The 19,571-nt window shown below is 55.9% G+C and carries 16 protein-coding genes and 1 tRNA gene; 14 read left to right on the top strand and 3 right to left on the bottom strand.

What is annotated here, in order from left to right; genetic code table 11:
* Positions 1–92 precede the first annotated feature (92 nt).
* A complete protein-coding gene (locus NBH13_RS02270) occupies positions 93–1,328 on the bottom strand; it encodes a glycoside hydrolase family 3 N-terminal domain-containing protein (protein WP_250778750.1) in 1,236 nt (411 codons plus the stop codon).
* Positions 1,329–1,461: 133 nt separating this feature from the next.
* Here NBH13_RS02270 and NBH13_RS02265 point away from each other — a divergent pair, with 133 nt between their 5' ends.
* The 13 genes from NBH13_RS02265 to NBH13_RS02205 all read left to right on the top strand — a co-directional run bounded on the left by NBH13_RS02265 (position 1,462) and on the right by NBH13_RS02205 (position 16,499).
* On the top strand, positions 1,462–4,710 hold the full coding sequence (locus tag NBH13_RS02265) for a UPF0182 family membrane protein (RefSeq protein WP_250778748.1): 3,249 nt from the start codon (positions 1,462–1,464) through the stop codon (positions 4,708–4,710).
* Between the two features lie 106 nt (positions 4,711–4,816).
* The gene (locus tag NBH13_RS02260) at positions 4,817–5,329 is read left to right on the top strand and encodes a GNAT family N-acetyltransferase (protein WP_099571149.1); all 513 of its coding nucleotides are present in this window, start codon (positions 4,817–4,819) and stop codon (positions 5,327–5,329) included.
* An 87-nt stretch (positions 5,330–5,416) separates the two neighbouring features.
* Positions 5,417–6,016, top strand: coding sequence for an aminoacyl-tRNA hydrolase (gene pth, locus NBH13_RS02255; protein WP_099570710.1), 600 nt, complete (start codon positions 5,417–5,419; stop codon positions 6,014–6,016).
* Positions 6,006–9,554 carry a transcription-repair coupling factor gene (gene mfd / locus NBH13_RS02250; protein ID WP_250778746.1) on the top strand — a complete coding sequence of 1,183 codons (3,549 nt, stop codon included), beginning with the start codon at positions 6,006–6,008 and terminating at the stop codon, positions 9,552–9,554. The genes pth and mfd overlap by 11 nt, the downstream gene beginning before the upstream one ends.
* A gap of 137 nt (positions 9,555–9,691) precedes the next feature.
* Complete coding sequence (eno, locus tag NBH13_RS02245) at positions 9,692–10,990, top strand: phosphopyruvate hydratase (RefSeq protein WP_099570708.1); 1,299 nt, start codon at positions 9,692–9,694, stop codon at positions 10,988–10,990.
* Positions 10,991–11,068: 78 nt separating this feature from the next.
* Positions 11,069–11,623 carry an FtsB family cell division protein gene (locus tag NBH13_RS02240; protein WP_250778744.1) on the top strand — a complete coding sequence of 185 codons (555 nt, stop codon included), beginning with the start codon at positions 11,069–11,071 and terminating at the stop codon, positions 11,621–11,623.
* A gap of 11 nt (positions 11,624–11,634) precedes the next feature.
* Entirely contained in the window at positions 11,635–12,201 is a 567-nt protein-coding gene (locus NBH13_RS02235; RefSeq protein ID WP_099570706.1) for a DUF501 domain-containing protein, read from the top strand.
* A 27-nt stretch (positions 12,202–12,228) separates the two neighbouring features.
* Positions 12,229–13,224: a Ppx/GppA phosphatase family protein gene (locus NBH13_RS02230; protein ID WP_250778742.1), complete on the top strand. Its 996-nt coding sequence runs from the start codon at positions 12,229–12,231 to the stop codon at positions 13,222–13,224.
* A 40-nt stretch (positions 13,225–13,264) separates the two neighbouring features.
* Positions 13,265–13,344: transfer RNA gene (locus NBH13_RS02225), tRNA-Leu, on the top strand.
* A gap of 104 nt (positions 13,345–13,448) precedes the next feature.
* Complete coding sequence (locus NBH13_RS02220) at positions 13,449–14,024, top strand: cadmium transporter (RefSeq protein WP_250778740.1); 576 nt, start codon at positions 13,449–13,451, stop codon at positions 14,022–14,024.
* Positions 14,025–14,057: 33 nt separating this feature from the next.
* On the top strand, positions 14,058–15,518 hold the full coding sequence (locus tag NBH13_RS02215) for an L-serine ammonia-lyase (RefSeq protein WP_250778739.1): 1,461 nt from the start codon (positions 14,058–14,060) through the stop codon (positions 15,516–15,518).
* Positions 15,519–15,569: 51 nt separating this feature from the next.
* Positions 15,570–15,977, top strand: a complete 408-nt coding sequence (locus tag NBH13_RS02210) for an FKBP-type peptidyl-prolyl cis-trans isomerase (protein ID WP_065440040.1) — start codon at positions 15,570–15,572, stop codon at positions 15,975–15,977.
* A gap of 42 nt (positions 15,978–16,019) precedes the next feature.
* Positions 16,020–16,499, top strand: a complete 480-nt coding sequence (locus tag NBH13_RS02205; RefSeq protein WP_003835271.1) for a GreA/GreB family elongation factor — start codon at positions 16,020–16,022, stop codon at positions 16,497–16,499.
* 133 nt (positions 16,500–16,632) lie between these two features.
* Here the strand turns inward: NBH13_RS02205 and trhA are convergent, their stop codons facing one another.
* Positions 16,633–17,520, bottom strand: coding sequence for a PAQR family membrane homeostasis protein TrhA (gene trhA, locus NBH13_RS02200; RefSeq protein WP_250778737.1), 888 nt, complete (start codon positions 17,518–17,520; stop codon positions 16,633–16,635).
* A gap of 143 nt (positions 17,521–17,663) precedes the next feature.
* Here trhA and NBH13_RS02195 point away from each other — a divergent pair, with 143 nt between their 5' ends.
* Positions 17,664–19,148, top strand: coding sequence for a sensor histidine kinase (locus NBH13_RS02195; protein ID WP_180753414.1), 1,485 nt, complete (start codon positions 17,664–17,666; stop codon positions 19,146–19,148).
* Between the two features lie 120 nt (positions 19,149–19,268).
* On the opposite strand, the gene NBH13_RS02190 is transcribed toward NBH13_RS02195, so the two are convergent.
* On the bottom strand, positions 19,269–19,547 hold the full coding sequence (locus NBH13_RS02190; protein WP_003835265.1) for a WhiB family transcriptional regulator: 279 nt from the start codon (positions 19,545–19,547) through the stop codon (positions 19,269–19,271).
* Positions 19,548–19,571 lie beyond the last annotated feature (24 nt).

Below are 19,571 nucleotides of genomic sequence, written 5' to 3'. Positions count from 1 at the left end.
GGGATTGTTTTTCTTATATTTATGTTGCTTGCTTGCGATTATTCCTATACTGAAGATATTCGATTGCATGTTCCGCAATCAATATTTCGCAATCAAGAAGCGAGTCCCATGCTGTATTTCAATGTCATCACACGAATCGCGGACTGCGTTACTTTGTCTGCAAAAGCGGAATCGGCCGCGGCTTTTGCATTCAGCCCATCCAAAATCGGTTGAACATAATCGGAAGCGCCAATGCAGGCAAGATCACCTCCGGCATCGACCAATCGCACCCCCAAATCACTTGGCTGAATGCCGCCCAACGCAGTGGCGGACAAAGAATCCGAAGTGATGACACCTTGGAATCCGACCGTATTGCGCAAATAATCCGTTACCAAAGCGCTGGAGAACACGGCAGGATTATTCGGATCAATGGACTGATAGGTGGCAAGCGACATCATCACCATGGAAGGATTCGCTTCCAGCGTACTATTGAACGCGCCGATTTCCGCACCATCCAAGGTGGTGGTGGTATCAAGAATGCCGTCGGCGGTGAAATCGGTGTTGCCCGTCACCGAACCCAAACCAGGATAGTGTTTGATGGCGCTGCCTACACCCGAATCCGCCATGCCCTGAATGAACGCCTTGGCATGGTCGGCATTGCCGTCCGCATCAAGACCAAAATCACGATACAGTGCGCCGATCGGGTCATTGGAAGCCCTATCTACCGTTACCGTGCCCACCACCGGCGCCAAATCGACATTGATGCCAGCCGACTTAAGCTGGGAACCCCATACGGCCGCCGACTGACGAAGCTGATCGGTCGACATCGTTCCCTGATAAGTGGCGGAAGGAATCTGGTCGAAACCAGAGCCCTGAAGATGCTGCACCAAACCACCTTCCTGATCGGTGGTCATCAACAGCTGATTATTGTCCGGCGCATACGATTGCAATGCGGATGTGGCTGCGGCGACACCGGCCGCTCCCGAATTCCAGTTGCCGATGATCAGCACCGAACCGACATGCTGGTTCACGATGAGATCCTGCAATGAGGAAGGATCAGATCCCGCGTAGAGGGGTGCCATGACAAGCTGACCGACGCGCTCTGCAAGACTCATGGCCTTGACTGCAGCTACGGCTTTGCCATGCGGAGAGTCGTCCACCACGCTCGGCACACTGGATTTGTCAAGCGAATCATGCGATGCGTCGGATCGCTGCGAATTCGATTGCTCGGATTGACTGGAACCAACACTCGAATCCGTGTTGGATGAACATCCGGCGAACGATAGCGGCAGTGCTATGGCGCACAGTGCGACAGCAAAACGAGCGAAATGAACGTGGACCCTTTTCATGGTGTCATTATCACATGCCGGTGATGACGAATCCTCTCGCATGGGGAAATGCAGGCGGATTCGTGTTCGTGGATTGCGTAAACGTTAGGCTGGCGGCGTAAAGCCGTTCCGTGCCTATCGATAGGCTATTAGCATGTCTTTCTTTGATATGTTTGGTCCCATGTTTGACCCGGGAAGCGGCCCGAACCGTCCTCAAGGGCAGCGTGCCAATAAATCCGGTAACGATGATCCCATCATTCTCAATGTCGAAACCGATGGCGACAACACCGCCCGGCCTTCGGCGAACATGCCTCCAAGAGGCCCGTCCGGTCCGCGCATCACACGCAAGCCGAACCGCCCACGAAAACCGTCGAATGGCAGCAAAATTCTGATCGGAGTGGTGCTGGCGCTCGCCATTATCGTCGGACTGTTCTTCGGTCTGGCGCAGTTCATCACCGACGTTATGTGGTATGCGCAGCTTGGCTTCCAAAGCGTCATTTGGACGCAGCTGGGCACTAGGGTAGGCCTGTGGGTGGCATATGCGCTGTTGATCGCCGCGGTCGGATTCCTTTCTGCGTCGCTTGCGATCTGGGCCCGCCCTGACGCTGCGGACGGCTCCACCATTCGCATTAACGGCGACACCATCGAAGTAGGCAAAGGCGTAAGTTCGAAGAGCGCACGTCGTGTGGCAGTGGTGATTTCACTGATCGTCGGTCTGATGTTCGGATCGCAGTTCAATGCGAACTGGTCTGAGATCCTGCTGATGTTCAATGCCCAGAGCTTCGGCACCACCGATCCGCAATTCGGCATCGACAACGGTTTCTACGTATTCGTATTGCCTGGCTTGAAGTTGATTATGTCGGCGGTGTCGTTGCTGCTGCTGGCAGGTATCATCTTCTCCATCGTCACGCATGTGATGATGGGCGGCATCCGTATCACCATGCCAGTGCATGGCCGTGGACTGTTCCACATCACCAAGCGCGCCCGTAGGCAGATCGGCATCTGGCTGATGCTCAACATGTTCGCTTGGGCCGCGAATCAGGTGCTCGGCGTGTTCTCCCACCTCACGCAGGAGGGTAGCCGCATTACCGGCGCCACCTACACCACGGTCAACGCCACGATTCCCGTTACCTTCATCATGGCCGCCATCACCGCCATATTGGGTGTGATTCTCGGCGTGTGGATCATGAAATCGCATGCTCTGGAAGGTCAGGCCCCGATTGCGGCACGCGCTTCCGAAGCGTTCAAGGCGTGGAAAGTGCCGACCGTGGCCATCGCATCCGCCATTGTAGTGAGCTTGGTGCTTACCGTGGCATGGCCGATGCTACTGCAGCGTTTCCGAGTGAACCCGAATGCGCAGGAGATGGAATCAACCTATATCCAACGCAATATCGACGCCACGCGTGAAGCTTACGGTTTGAACAATGTGAAGACGGAACAATACCAAGCCACCACCGAAGGCGAGGAAGGCGCGCTAGCCGATTCCGCGGAATCGACCGCGCAGATCCGACTGCTCGATCCGCAGATAGTTTCCCCAACGTTCAAGCAGTTGCAGCAATCCAAGCAGTACTACACGTTTGCCGACACTCTTGCCGTCGACAAATATGAGGTCGATGGCGTGAGCCAAGACACGGTGATCGCGGCACGCGAACTTGACCTTGCCGGTCTTGACAATCGCAACTGGGTCAACGACCATACCGTGTATACGCACGGCTATGGTGTGGTGGCCGCCTACGGCAACAAGGTGACCGCTGACGGCCAGCCGAAGTTCTTTGAGGCGGGCATCCCAACCCAAGGCAAGCTCACCGAATCCGAACAGTATGAGCCACGCATCTACTTCTCGCCGAACGCTTCCGAATATTCGATTGTGGGCGCTCCGGAAGGCACGCAGTCGTGGGAGTTCGATTACCCGACCGGTTCCGAAGGAGCCACGAACACCTTCGACGGCGACGGCGGTCCAAAGATCGGCAATGTCTTCTCCCGACTGCTGTATGCCATCCGTTTCGGCTCCGACCAGATTCTGTTCTCCAACCGTGTGAACTCCGAATCGCAAATCCTCTACGATCGTTCCCCGAAGGAGCGTGTGGCCAAGGTCGCACCATACCTGACGCTTGACGGTCGTGTGTACCCGGCGGTTGTGGATGGCCGCGTCAAGTGGATCGTCGACGGCTACACCACTTCCGACGCCTACCCGTATTCGCAGATGACCGATCTGGGCGAAGCCTCTAAGGATTCCACCACGGAATCTTCTGCCACCGTGAGCGAGTTGGCTTCGAAGAACGCCAACTATATTCGCAACTCCGTGAAAGCCACCGTCGATGCATATGACGGTTCCGTGGACCTGTATGTGTGGGACGAATCCGATCCGGTGATTAAGGCATGGCAGAAGATCTTCCCCGGCCAGTACCACCAGCTGTCGGAGATTTCCGGCGATCTGATGAGCCACCTGCGTTACCCGGAAAGCCTGTTCAAGGTGCAGCGCGAACTGTTGACCAAATATCATGTGTCGAGCGCCAACCAGTTCTTCTCTGGTGAGGATTTCTGGCAGACCCCGGTCGATCCGACCGAATCCCAGCAGGCGCAGGAACGTGACATTTTGCAACCGCCCTACTATTTGACGCTGCAGACCGGCGGCTCCAACGAGCCGGTGTTCTCATTGACGTCGTCGTATATTCCCGCAGGTACGTCAACCCGAGAGATTTTGACGGGATTCCTGTCTGTCGATTCCGATGCGGGCAACGAAAAAGGCAAGATCGGCGCGAACTATGGCACTCTTCGATTGCAGGAGTTGCCGAAGGATTCCAATGTGCCAGGCCCCGGTCAGGCACAGAACAACTTCAATGCGTCGGCCGACGTATCGAAGGAACTTAACCTTCTCGAATCCGGCTCCACCAATGTGCAGCGAGGCAATCTGCTCACACTGCCGCTCGGTGGTGGACTGGTGTACGTGCAGCCGGTGTATGTCAAGTCCTCCGGTTCCACCAGCTTCCCGCTGCTGAAGAAGGTATTGGTGGCCTTCGGCGATCAGGTCGGATTCGCCAACACGCTGGACGAAGCGCTTGATCAGGTGTTCGGCGGCAACTCCGGCGCGTCCGCGGGCGACGCCGAAAACGTCAACGGTTCCACCAGCAGCAAGACCGACACGAGCGATACCAGTGACGGTTCTTCCGGAACGGACGGCACTGACTCGTCATCTGGATCGAATTCCGGCGATGGCGGCAGTTCCGACAGCACTGGCGGTTCCAGCACGATGAGCAACGATCTGAAGAGTGCCCTCAACGACGCTTCCCAGGCTATGAAGGATTCCGACGCGGCCATGAAGAAGGGCGATTGGTCCGCTTATGGCGAAGCGCAGAAGAAACTTCAGGAAGCGTTGAACAAGGCGCTCGAACTCGAACAGTAGTTTTCGTACGATTTCCGAACGAGCGCTGTTTGCATAAGGCGGAAGGACTGTTCCTCATATGGAACCGTCCTTCCGCCTTATGCGCATGCCCGGTATGCTCAAATGCATGACCGAGTATTCCTATCGCGTCGCAACGCAAGACGACATTCAAGCAATCACCGACATTTACAATGCGGCAGTCATACGAGGGGGATCATCAGCCGATACAACCCCACGCACATACGAACAGCGCAAAGCATGGGTTGAATCGCATCATGATCCGTACGCGGTGTTCGTCACGGAAACGGTAGATGATGACGGAAAGAAGCAGATCATTGGATTCAGCGCGCTTTCCGTTTTCTATGATCGCGCGGGATATGACGGCGTTACCGATCTTGCCTACTACATCGACCCGCAATGGCAGGGCAGGGGAGTCGGTACGTATACGCTCACCAAACTGCTTGAAGAATGCCGGAAACGTAATATGCGTAAGGCATGCGGCATTATTTTCGCAGACAATGCCGGTTCGATCGCGCTCATGAAACGGTTCGGTTTTACACAGTTTGGACTCATGCCAACCGCCGCCACCGATTCCACCGGCACCATGCGTGACATGAGTTACTGGTATCTCGACCTGTAAGTACAATCTTTGCGGTTATCAAGACGAGACAACGTGGCGCAATATGAATGCGCGCAATCGTATGTATGAATGAATGGAACGATTTCAATGGCATCTGATTTCTGGCTGATTGCAGGACTCGGCAATCCGGGCTCCAAATATGAAGGCACCCGTCACAATATGGGATTTATGGCAGCTGATCTGCTTGCCGAACGTTGGTCGGTCAACTTTTCCGACCATAAAGGGCTTGCCATGCTCGGCAAGGGTGTGATGAACCTGTCTGGTCGTAACGTCAAATTCTTCCTGGCCAAGCCGCTCACCTACATGAACGAGTCAGGCAATGCATTGGCTTCCATCAGCGCCTACTACCAGATTGAACCGGACCATATCGTGGTGATTCACGATGACATGGATCTTGATTTCGGACGTATCAAAGTCAAGGCAGGCGGCTCCGCAGGCGGCCATAATGGCATCAAGTCGATTGATCGCGCCTTGGGAACTCCGAAGTATGCCCGTGTGCGCATGGGCGTTGGCCACGCGCAGCGAGGTGCCCACGCCCACGACAACACCGTGAACTGGGTGCTGGGCGGATTCGGGCCGGATCAGCGCAAGCAGCTTCCGGAATTCCTCGCCGATGGCGCTGATGCCGCTGAAACCATCATCTTCAGTGGCCTCACCAAGGCTCAGGAGCAGTTCAATGGCCGCTGAACCGGTGCAGTTGCCGACTTCAGGTTCTCTGGCTGGCATTCTTGACGTACTCGAAACCGACGAGGATTTTCGTGCACTGATTTCCGGTGAGATCGAGGTGCCGGAATCCGACATAGACCCCAGCATTACCGTTGGCATTCCCGAAGGATTGCGCCCGGCACTGGCCGCTGGAGCATCGGGAACGCGGCCGGTTGTGCTTGTGGTGGCCTCTGGCCGCGAAGCCGAGGAAACGGTCGAGGCGATTCGTTCGTGGTATTCCGGCGATCCAAACGACGTGGCACAGCTTGAAGCATGGGAAACTTTGCCGCATGAACGCCTTTCGCCACGTGCCGATACCGTGGCAAGCCGCATGGCGGTGTTCCGCAGGCTAAAGCACCCTCAAGAGGGAAGCAAGCTGTTCGGACCCATCCGCATTCTCGTCATGCCGGTGCGATCCCTGATCCAGCCAGTGGTTGCAGGTTTGGCCGACGTGGAGCCTTTGGTGTTCTCTCAAGGCGAGGAATTGGCGCTCGAAGAGGCGTCGAGTCGACTGGTGGAAAACGCCTATACTCGAGTCGACTTGGTGATGGATCGTGGTGAATTCGCGGTGCGAGGCGGCATTATCGACGTGTTTCCGCCGACATTGCCGCATCCGGTGCGTATTGAGTTCTTCGGTGATGAGATCGATACCATCAGGGAGTTCCACGCTTCGGATCAGCGCACATATGGTGAGGACGTTCCTGTGGTTTGGGCCACGCCATGCCGTGAACTGCAATTGACCGACAAGGTGCGCAAGCGTGCGAAATCCCTGATTGGATCCATTCCCAATGCCGAAGACATGCTAGAGTCCATTGCCAACGCCATTCCGGTCGAAGGTATGGAATCGTTGCTTCCCGCATTGGTCGATGACATGGAGCCGGTGCAGGGCATGTTGCCCAAGCATGCGCTGGTCATGCTATCCGATCCGGAAAAATTGCGTCGTTCGGCTGACGATCTCGCAAAAACCGCCAATGAGTTTCTTGCTGCCAGCTGGCATGTCGCAGCATCCGGTCATGGTGCCGGCGCTCCGATTACGTTCGATCAGGCGAATTTCTACGATTTTGACGAAACGATTTCATCGCTGGTTTTCTCAAGACACGACGTATGGAAGCTTACGAGTTTCGGCGTGGACCCAAGCAGGGAAGGGCACGTTCAGCTCGACGCTGCCAATCCCGGCGAATATCGCGGGGATGAAGTCAAAGCAGCATCCGGCATCGAAGGTCTTCTTGATGCCGGCTATGCCGTCACCGTCACTGCAGGAGCGCAAGGTACTCTTGTCCGACTCAAGCGTGCCATCAACGAAACGGGAATCGCCAACTTCGACTGCATCAGATCGCGTGCCATCGACGGATTCGTTGACAACGCGGCGAAAGTCGCGTTGCTTACCGAACGTGACCTGACCGGACGTACATCGGCCGCGGGACAGGCAAAAACCCCGAAACGTCGCCGTAAGGCCATCGACCTTATGGAGCTCAAAGCCGGCGATTACGTGGTGCACGAGCAGCATGGCATCGGCCGGTTCCTCGAAATGCGCCAGCGTACCATCGGAGCGGGTGCCAACCAGACCACACGCGAATATCTGGTCATCGAATACGCATCCAGCAAACGCGGTGCCCCTGCCGACAAACTGTTCATCCCCACCGATCAGCTTGACCAAGTCAGCAAATACATCGGTGCCGACGCTCCGAAACTCAACAAACTGGGCGGATCCGACTGGGCTGCTACCAAGGCGAAAGCACGTAAGCATGTGCACGAAATCGCCGAAGATCTGGTCAAACTGTATTCGGCACGTCAACGCATGCAGGGGTATGCCTTCAGCAAAGACACCCCTTGGCAGAAAGAATTGGAAGACGCTTTCCCATACCAAGAAACCGCCGATCAGCTGACTACCATCGACGAAGTCAAATCCGATATGGAAAAGTCCGTGCCGATGGATCGCCTGATTTGCGGCGACGTGGGATTCGGCAAAACCGAAATCGCCGTACGTGCCGCATTCAAGGCGGTGCAGGATTCCAAACAGGTGGCTGTGCTGGTGCCGACCACATTGCTGGTGCAACAGCATTTCGAGACGTTCACCGAACGTTTTGAAGGATTCCCGGTGGAAGTAAGGGCGATGAGCCGTTTCCAAACCACCAAGGAGATCAGCGACACCATCAAGGGACTTGAAGACGGTTCCGTCGATGTGGTGATCGGCACGCACAAACTGCTTGGGCCGAAGGTCAAATTCAAGGATCTGGGACTGGTCATCATCGATGAGGAGCAGCGTTTCGGTGTCGAACACAAAGAGACGTTGAAGGCGCTGCGTACCAATGTGGATGTGCTGAGTCTGTCGGCAACGCCGATTCCGCGTACGCTGGAGATGGCCGTTACGGGCATTCGTGAAATGTCCACGTTGGCCACGCCTCCGGAAGACCGCTTGCCGGTGCTTACTTACGTTGGCGCGTATGAGGATGCTCAGGTCACTGCTGCGGTCAGGCGTGAGCTGTTGCGCGGTGGCCAGGTGTTCTACGTGCATAACCGAGTACAAGACATCGCTTCGGTTGCCGCGAAGATTCACGAGCTGGTGCCGGAATCGCATGTCGGCATCGCCCATGGCAAGATGGGGGAGAAGCAGCTCGACGGTGTGATCCGAGACTTCTGGCATCGCGACATTGACGTGCTCGTGTGTACCACCATCATCGAAACCGGTCTTGATATTTCCAATGCGAATACGTTGATCGTCGATCATGCCGACCGTTTCGGCCTAAGCCAGCTGCACCAGCTGCGTGGCCGTGTCGGGCGAGGCCGTGAACGTGCCTACGCGTACTTCCTGTACGATCCGACCAAGCCGATGACCCAGCAATCGCATGACCGACTGGCCACCATCGCGCAGAACACTGCGCTTGGTTCAGGTTTTGACGTGGCGATGAAGGATCTCGAGCTGCGTGGCACCGGCAATCTGCTGGGCGACGAGCAGAGCGGGCATATCGAGGGCGTTGGCTTCGATCTGTATGTGCGCATGGTTTCCGAAGCTGTCGAACAGTACAAGGAGCCGGAACGTACGGAATCGGTTGCTGTCACAATCGATCTGCCGATCGAAGCGTCCATTCCCGTCAGCTACATCGATTCCGACAAGTTGCGATTGGAAGCCTACCGCAAGCTGGCAGGGGCACGTACGGAAGCCGATCTCGACGAGTTGCGCGATGAGCTTACGGATCGTTACGGCAAGCCCCCGGTCGATTTCGAAGCATTGTTCGATGTGGCGAGATTGCGATTCAAAGCAAGAAAGCTTGGCATTACGGAGATCATCGGTCAAGGGCGTAACATTCGCGTGTCCAAATTCCAGCCACGTGAATCCGTGCAGATGCGCATGGCACGAATCTACAAAGGCATCCAGTACAGGCCAGTCACCCAAACGTATGTGATCCCCACCCCGTTTGCGGGTTCGCTTGGATCCGGGCCAATGAGTTCCGATGAGGTCGTTGGATGGACGAACCAGCTTCTCGACGATCTTGACTGGAAGCCGACGCCAGGGAAATAACAGTTGAAGTTCCGGACACATCCGACACGATTTACGTGAGCGTTCACATAAATCGTGTCGGATAAGTTTGCCATACGTCCACAAAACGCACTATTCTAGGCAATGTCATCACAACCTAACGTTTATAAGGAGTAGTTGTGGCAGTAATTGAAAGCGTTTACGCGCGTCAGATTCTCGATTCCCGCGGCAACCCGACCGTTGAGGTCGTCCTCGACACCGAAGACGGTGCCCAGGGTCTGGGTCTCGTTCCGTCCGGTGCTTCCACCGGCGAAGCTGAGGCTTGGGAGCGTCGCGATGGCGACAAGTCCGTGTACCAGGGCAAGGGTGTTCTCAACGCCGTTAAGGCCGTGAATGAAGAGATCGCTCCGAAGGTCATCGGCATGGACGCTTCCGACCAGCGCGCTCTCGATGAGGTCATGATCGAGCTCGACGGCACCCCGAACAAGGGTCGTCTGGGCGCCAACGCCATCCTCGGCGTGTCCCTGGCTGCTCTGTACGCCTCCGCTGAGTCCGCAGGCCAGCCGCTGTACCGCTACATCGGCGGCACCAACGGCCACATCCTGCCGGTTCCGAACATGAACATCATGAACGGTGGCGCTCACGCTGACTTCGCCACCGACATTCAGGAGTACATGATCTCCCCGTACGGCTTCGACACCTACAGCGAGGCTCTGCGTGCAGGCGTTGAGGTCTACCACACCCTGAAGAACGTCCTGAAGAAGGAAGGCCTGGCCACCGGCCTCGGCGACGAGGGCGGCTTCGCTCCGAAGATGAAGTCCAACAAGGACTCCCTGAACTACATCATGGACGCCATCTCCGCCGCCGGCTACGAGCCGGGCAAGCAGATCGGCATCTCCCTCGACGTGGCTTCCTCCGAGTTCTACAACAAGGAGACCGGCAAGTACCACTTCGAAGGTGATGATCGTGAAGCCGGCTACATGCTCGACTTCTACGAGAACCTCATCAACGAGTACCCGATCGTTTCCATCGAGGATCCGTTCCAGGAAGAAGGCTGGGAAGACTGGGCTGCCATCACCTCCAAGCTCGGCGATCGCCTGCAGTTCGTCGGCGACGACCTGCTGGTCACCAACCCGGCACGTCTGGCTAAGGGCATTGAGCTCGGCGCCGCCAACTCCCTGCTGGTCAAGCTGAACCAGATCGGTACCGTTACCGAGACCCTCGACGCCATCGAGCTGGCCACCAAGAACGGCTTCACCTCCATGGTTTCCCACCGTTCCGGCGAGACCCCGGACACCACCATCTCCGACCTGGCTGTGGCAAAGAACACCGGCCAGATCAAGACCGGTGCTCCGGCTCGTGGCGAGCGTATCGCCAAGTACAACCGCCTGCTCGAGATCGAGGAGGAGCTCGGCTCCACCGCTCAGTATGCTGGCTACAGCGCTTTCAAGGCTTGCAAGAAGTACATCGCCAAGTGAGCGTAAGCGCATTGAATATGCGCTGATATAGAATGCCCGTCGTGTTCCTCGTCGAATGCGACGGGTATTTTCGTTGCTATGAGTTCAAAGTCACGCAAGAAAGCATCCAAAAAAGGCAGCGCTGGTCCCATCGCGTTCTTTGTGGCGTTATTTATCGTGGCTTTAGGGATCATCCAGTTGGCGTCGACCTTCCATGTCTATGCGTTGAATATGGCTGAATTGAATGGCTTGAAGAAGCAGGAAGCCTCATTGATAGCGCAAAAGCAGGAATTGGAAAACGACATCGCGCGTTGGGATGACAAAGCCTACGTCACGGCGCAGGCGAGGGATCGTCTGGGATTCGTATTTCCGGGAGAACAGGCTATTCGTGTGGAACATCCCGAAGCGGTAACCGGCGAAACCACAGAAGATAAGAAGACTACGGACGAATCGCAGAAAACCGTACTGCCTTGGTACAAGGAGATGGCGTATTCGTTCAAACAAGCCGACCAGTCGGATGAAGCGAAGTCGATGGAAACGTCCGGAAGTCCGTCAGCCGGCGAATCGGATGCGAATGGAACAGGCCAGGAATCTGGTGACCAGCAGCAAACTTCACAAGACAATAACCAACAGCAATCAGGAGATCAGCAGTAGTGACACAGGGTATGACAATCAGCGAACGGGCCAAAATCTTGGCGAAGAAGGTTCTCGACCAGCCTGCTACCGAGCATGATATTGCTGTGGTCGAGCGTCAGTTGGGTCGTTACCCGCGTGGCATGGTGGCTGTCGGAGCACGTTGCGTGTGCGGCAGGCCTTTGGCTGTGGTCACGCGTCCGCTGCTGCCGGGAGACGTGCCTTTCCCGACCACTTGCTATTTGACTGGTCCGGAAGCGGTGAAAGCCATCTCCCACATCGAAGCCGAAGGCAAGATGAAGGAGTACAACGATCTTTTGGCTGAAGATGACGATCTGAAAGCCGCCTACGAGCGTGCGCACGAACTGTATTTGGCCTTTCGGCATGAAATCGCCGTTGCCATGGGAGACAGTGAGGAGCATATCGAAGGCACCAGCGCTGGCGGCATGCCTGTGCGCGTCAAGTGTCTGCATGCCCTGTTGGCGCAAACTCTGGTGATGGGCGAGGGCGCTAATCCGATCGGAGACATGGCATTGGAAGCGATTCGTCATGAATTCGACCCCAGTGTATGTCGTTGCACGGTGGAAAACGAAGACTGAACCATATTCAGACAGAAAGAAGAAGCAATGAAATCCGTTACTGTTGCCGGCATTGATTGTGGTACGAACTCGATTCGTCTGAAGGTCTCCCGTGTCAGTGAAGACGGCGTTGAAGATATTGTTCCGCGTATTCTTCGTGTGATTCGTCTTGGTCAGGATGTTGATAAGACGCATCGTTTCGCCGATGAGGCATTGGAACGTGCTTACGCCGCTGCCCGCGAATTCGCCGAGGTGCTGAAAGAGCATCCGGTGGACGGCATTCGTTTCGTTGCCACTTCGGCCACTCGTGATGCTGAGAACCGTGAGGAATTCGAAGACAATATCGAGCAGATCCTCGGCGTGCGTCCGGAAGTCATCCCCGGTACGGAGGAGGCTGATCTAAGCTTCCTTGGTGCCACGAGCGTGGTTCGTCGCGACGTCGAGGCCCCGTATCTGGTGGTTGATCTGGGTGGTGGCTCTACGGAACTGGTGCTTGGCGGCGACGGTGTAAGCCATCCGAACACGCAGGTGCAGGCCGCGTTCTCCATGAACATTGGCTCTGTGCGCATGACCGAACGTCACTTGAAGAACGATCCGCCTACCGAGGCGCAGATCCAAGAGGCTATTGCCGACATCGACGAGCATATCGATGAAGCGTTCAAAACGGTTCCTGCAGGCAAAACCCGCACTATCATCGGCGTGTCCGGCACAGTGACCACCATGACCGCTCTGGCCATGGGATTGACCGAATATGACCATTCCGCGGTAGATGGTGCCAGCTGCTCGCTGGAAGACGCTTATGCGGTCGATAACAAGTTCCTTAAGATGCCGCGCGAAGAGCGCTTGACTTACAAAACCATTCATCCGGGTCGTGTTGACGTGGTTGGCGGCGGTGCCTTGGTGTGGAATCGTGTGCTCGCCAAAGTCAGCAAAGCGGCCTATGCCGACCATGGTCAGCGTATCGACTCCTTCATGGCCAGCGAACACGGTTTGCTTGATGGCATTGTGTTGGATTACGGCACGCGATTGCTTGCCGAACGTTAACGTGGCATAATAACTTGGGTGTCGGCTTGTTCGACGCCTTGCCGCCATGGCGAAACTGGTATACGCAACCGACTTAAAATCGGTCTCTTCGGATTGCGGGTTCGATTCCCGCTGGCGGCACCGAATAACGCTGTGAATGCGTTGCTGGATAGCATGTACGAAACAATCCGTTATTACACTGGCGGCATTGATAACCCCGAGTAGCCGACCGGAACGGAAAAAGTATGACGTCGAAAGATATCAAGCCAGTAATCGAACAGCCCGATACGGAAATTCCGCTGATGCTCTCCCAAGCGATTATCGTCGCAGGAGTTTTGGCTGTGGGCGAACTGGCTTGTTCTCCGCTGTATTTCTCGTTGTTGAAGGCGTCTTTGGCATTGATTCCATGGGCTATGGAAGCGGTGTTCATGGCAGTGGCGTTCACGTTCGTTGTGGGCTTTGCGTTGCTGTGGTGCGCCGAATCGTTCACGCTCAAGATGCGTGAGCGGTTCCGCCCGTTCGCGTATGCGATTGTTGGACTTATCGGTTACGGTGTATGGAGCCTGCTGGTGTTCTCTGCCACCATCAATTCCGTGCTTGCCATGGTGGGGGAGAGTGTGCTCTCCAATGGCCAGATTGGTGCGATTGCGCTGAATGGCGCAGCTCTTGGCTTCGTCGCCTTCCTGTTCGCCAAGTTGCTTGACGTTAAACTCGGCAATCGTAAAACCACGGCCATCATCATGCTGGTGGTGGAAGTTGCGGCTGCCATCATTGGTTTGATTATTATGATTCTCATGTTCCGTGCATTGTATGCAGCCTGAGCAAGGCACCTGAGAAGCAAGGCGGCGATTGGCGTGTTCAGTATTCTCGAAATGTTCAAGATAGGCGTTGGGCCAAGTTCCTCACATACTGTTGGTCCGATGGTGGCGGCATGCAAATTTGTCGAATCACTTGACCATGCGGGAACGCTTGGCCGTGTGAGCCGCGTGCGTACGGTACTGTATGGCTCTCTTGCGTTGACGGGCTTGGGGCATGGTACCGATCGTGCGACTGTGGCAGGGCTGGAAGGCAACATGCCGCAAGCCGTCGATACAGACCATGTGAACATCATTCGTCATGAATGCGAGGCGAGTGGGGAACTGTTGCTGGCGGGTAAACATCGCATCGATTTCGACTATGCGCATGATGTGGTGATGGACGTGTGGCATCGCATGGCCGCACACCCTAATGGCATGCGTTTCCAAGCATTTGACCAGCAGAACAATCTTGTTGATGAACAGGTCTGGTATTCCATCGGTGGAGGCTTCGTACGGCAAGGCAATGCCGATGATCTGATGATCGGCATTCATGAGCGTCCGCCGGTCGGAATGTCTTTCGCCGATCAGCAGAGTGATTCCTCACTTGATGACGGTTCGGATGTGCCATATCCATTCACGTCATGCGACGAACTCATTGCGCTATGCGAGAAGCACCATATGAGTATTGCCGACATTGTGTGGGCCAACGAAACGTCCATGCAGTCGGCGGTGCAGGTTCGCAGCGAACTGGATAACGTGTGGCGGGTGATGCGTCGTTGCGTACAGCGCGGATGTCATACGTCGCAGACCGTGCTGCCCGGCGGTTTGGATGTGCCCCGCAGGGCACCGAAAATGTATGCAAGGCTTGCCTCCAACAGTGATGTGCTTGCGCGAGACAAGAAACGCGTGGATGCGGTGCTCGAATCGTCGGATGCGGCATGGGTGGATTTGTTCGCTTTGGCGGTGTCGGAGGAAAACGCCGGCGGTGGGCGAATCGTCACCGCGCCGACCAACGGTGCTGCAGGAATCATTCCGGCAGTGCTTCACTATTACTGGCATTTCGTTGACCATGCGAACGAAGAGGGCGTTATTACCTTTCTGCTCACTGCAGGTGCGGTAGGGTACCTGTTTAAACGCAATGCCTCCATTTCCGGTGCGGAAGTCGGATGCCAGGGGGAGGTCGGTACGGCATGTTCGATGGCTGCGGCCGGGTTGTGCGCGGTGATGGGTGGCTCTCCGCAGCAAGTGGAGAACGCTGCGGAAATCAGCATCGAACATAATCTGGGACTGACCTGTGATCCCGTGGGAGGTTTAGTGCAGATTCCTTGCATCGAACGCAACGCCATGGCGGCGAACACTGCCATCAATGCGGTTCGTATGGCCATGCTGGGAGATGGAACGCATATCGTGACCCTCGATCAGGCCATCAAAACCATGAAAGACACGGGCGAAGACATGATGGCCAAGTATAAAGAAACTTCAAAAGGTGGTTTGGCGGTCAATGTCGTTGAATGCTAGCGGTGGTTGGTGCTAGTCTAGGTGGCATTGTGCTTTTCAAGGAGGTTCACCATGGCATCTCAAATGCCCGTTGTCAATGTTGAGTTCGGCGATCGCCCGACCATCGAATTCCCGTCCGAGACCGCTCCGGCAGGTCTGAAGGTTGTGGAACTGTTCGAGGGCAATGGCCCGATGGTTCGCCGCGGCGACACCGTCACCGTTAATTATCACGGTGTGGTCTGGGGCAAAGACACTCCGTTCGATTCCAGCTTCGACCGTCACCAGCCGGCCAGCTTCGGCATCGGTGTTGGCCAGGTCATCAAGGGTTGGGATCAGACCGTTCCAGGTCACAACGTCGGTTCCCGCTTGGTGGTGTCCATTCCGCCGGAGTATGGCTATGGTTCCCGTGGCGTTCCGCAAGCCGGCATCGGCGGCGAAGACACCCTGGTGTTCGTGATCGACATCATCTCCACTCGCTGAAACTAAGCGGTATAGAGTAATTTCCAAGGTCAAGGAGGCAACATGGCCGAAGAAAAAACGCTTCTGCTGACGCAGGAAGCTTATGACAAGATGAAGGAAGAGCTCGCTTGGCGCGAAGGCGAGTATCGCGACGAGATCCTTTCCAAGGTTTCCGCGGCTCGCGCCGAGGGCGATTTGAGCGAAAACGGCGGCTATCAGGCCGCGCGTGAGGCTCAGCGAGTAAATCAGGGCCGCATCGAGGAACTGACCGTCAAGCTGCGCAATGCAAAGATTCTGACCGCGCCCAAGGCCGGCGAAGTCGGCGATGGTTCTTTGGTGACGTTGGATGTCAACGGCCGTGAAATGGTCTATGTGCTTGGCACGCGTGACCTGTCCATCGCCACGGATTACAGCATCATCAGCCCGGAATCTCCGATCGGCGCAGCCATCAACGGCGCTCACGAGGGAGACACGGTGTCGTACACGGCTCCGAACGGACGTGAGATTTCCGTGACCATCAAGGAAGCCAAGCCGCTCGCCTGAGTGATGTTCGTCATAAGCTGAATCTGGTATTCCAGCGACATAAAGCGACATAACAAGGCTGGTTCATCGAATACAACTGATGAACCAGCCTTTTCGTATATTTCGTCAAACTGCAGTCAGATATGACCTGAACTTACGGCCATAGCTGCACGATCACCATGTAGATCGCCACCATATGGCATGCGTAACCAGCGACAGTGCCGCAATGGAAAATCTCATGGAAGCCGAACACCTTCGGCCATGGATCAGGCTTGCGTAGCGCGTATACGATGGCTCCGGCGATGTAGCAGGCGCCGCCTGCGGCCAACAGCACCACAACAGCCGGACCGGCGTACGGTGAAATCCAGAACAATCCCATGAATGCCACGCCAGAAACACCGAAAAAAATATACACAATCACGTAAAGCCAGCGTGGGGCGCTGATCCAGATGACGTGAATGATGAGCGCCACGGTAGTGCAGATCCACATGCCTGCGATGATTGAATTGCGCCAGAACGGTTCGAGCGCAAAGGAGACCGGCGTATAAGTTCCTGCGATCAGCAGGAAGATATTCATGTGGTCGATGCGTCGTAGCACATCGGTAACGCGAGGCGACCAATCGCCCAAATGGTAGCAGGCGGAATTGCCGAACAACACCAGCGAACACGTCATGAACACGGCACACGCCCACTTCAAACCGGTACCGTGAGCCAGGCAGATCAGTACGATGCCGGCCGCCAATGCCAGGGGGGCGGCCACGGCATGAATCCAGCCGCGCATCGCCGGTTTGGGCCGACCGTGCACGTCAAGGCGAATCTTCCGTTCGATTTCCGTCGGAGTGATGCCTTCTATTTTTGCGGCACGAGCTTCACCCTTGGCAATGGCCATTTTCGCCTTGCCATCGGCCTTCTTGCGAATGTTCTCGGCCTTGTTGCGTGCCTTCACGCGAATTATATCGGCCTTGGCTTGAAGCGCCTGTTCGCGCGCTTCTGCGATGATCGCGCGTTTTTCCTCGATCTGAGCGTCTGTGGGTTTCGCCATCTGCGTGCCTCCACTGTAAGTTACGGAACCGTAACCTACGTTACCGTAACTCATGGATATGTCAATTTCTCTTCCCAATGATATTCGGCTAATATGTGCACGTGTCGTGCAAAACCTCTGGCGTAATGCGTATGATGGACTGCATGGCTGATTTCTCACATATCTTGACGACCCGTCCCGATTTCGATGACGAAGATCGTGAATGGCTGCATCATTTGGTCGCCGACTGGCAGGTGATTGCCGACCTGAGTTTTGCCGACCTACTGCTCATTTTGCAAAATGGCGAGGGCAAATACATCATCGCCGAGCAGTGTCGTCCATCCACGGTGATGAGCCTTATAACCGATGACGTCGTTGGCGACGTTGTTGAGGAGGGGATGCGCGCTGAATTGGATGCTGCGATGGCCTCCGAGTCGGTGTTCCGTTCCACGGTGCTTCGCACGGTGGGTGGGTCCACGGTATGCAACGTATATGCGCCGGTACGCCACAACGGCAAGACTCTGGGTTTGGTGGTACGTGAAACCAACTTGGCCACCCGAGAGTCGAATGGACGTTACGAATCCGAAAGTATCAGCGCGGGCAAGCAGCTGTATGAGATGATTCCGCGCGACCAGTTCCCGTACCGCAACCCGATCATGAACCAGCGTCATAATGCGCGTGTGGCGGACGGCTTCATCGTACTCACCGTCGACGGCATCGTGCGATATGCTTCGCCGAACGCCATCAGCTGCTTCCGACGTTTGGGGTCGGTCAGCACCATACAGGGGGAGTACCTGAGCGAAATCGGCACTAAACTGCTACGTGAGAACGATCCCGTGCTGGAAACCCTCCCTCTGGTGCTCAGTGGCAAGGCTGCCGTCGACTCTGAACTTGACGCCAACAAGTCTGCAGTGTCCATGCGTTCGCTGCCGTTGATGGAGGCCAATGGCCGTGTTGGCGCTGTCGTGCTATGCCGAGATGTGACCGAGCTTCGTCGCCGTGAAAAGGAATTGCAGACTAAGAATGCGACGATTTCCGAAATCCACCATCGTGTCAAGAACAATCTGCAGGCGGTTTCCGCATTGCTGCGACTGCAGGCACGTAAAACCAAGTCCGAAGAAGTCAAGAAAGAGCTGAAAGAGGCGCAGCGCCGTGTGCAGACCATCGCCATGGTTCATGAAGGCTTGAGTCAGACCGCCGATGAGATCGTCGACTACGACAAGGTCATTTCCAGTCTGTTGAAGATGGCTGTGGATTTGGCTACCATGCGCGATCAGCACATCGACATTGATTTCATCGGACGATTCGGCATGATGCCGGCGCAGGATGCCACGCCGCTGTCTCTGGTGCTGACCGAGCTGATCACCAATTCCGTGGAACATGGTTTTGAAGGCCGAAAAGACGGGCACATCACGATTTGCGTGGGTCGTGGCGGCAACAACCTCAATGTCATGGTTGAAGATGATGGCATCGGTTTGGCCAATGAGGAGCATGACGGCATGGCGCGTTCCTCCGGGTCCGGTCTGGGCACGCAGATCATCAGCACGTTCGTCAAGAACGATTTCGGCGGTACGGTCCGTTGGGAACCTCGCCGTGGCGGCGGCACCCGAGTGGTGCTTGACATGAAGCTGCGTGCGGCGCAGGACTGATGAACGCGAAAGCGATTCGGAAGGCATAAAAAAGTCCGGTTGGCTGTTAGGAGTCAACCGGACCTTTTTGTAAGTTGCTATTCGCAGAGCGTATGCGAATGACGGATCTTCGAAAAACCTTTAGATTTGCATCTGCATAGCCTGGGAACGACGGGCGCGCATGGCACGACGCTTAAGCGCGCGACGCTCGTCTTCGCTCAGACCGCCCCAAACACCGTAATCCTGATTGGTGTCGAGAGCGCATTTCAGACACGCGTCAATCACCTTGCAGGTGCGGCAAACGGCCTTGGCCTCTTCGATCTGCTGGTAGGCGGCGCCTGTGTTGCCGACCGGGAAAAACAGCTCCGGATCCTTGTCTCGACATGCGGCCTTGGCGCGCCAGTCAAAAGCACTGCTCATATAATTAATCGCCTTCCTCTTGCC

The organism is Bifidobacterium intestinale (genome assembly GCF_023656765.1).
In the GTDB taxonomy this organism is placed as follows: domain Bacteria; phylum Actinomycetota; class Actinomycetes; order Actinomycetales; family Bifidobacteriaceae; genus Bifidobacterium; species Bifidobacterium hominis.
This window is presented reverse-complemented; position numbering and strand designations above follow the sequence as displayed.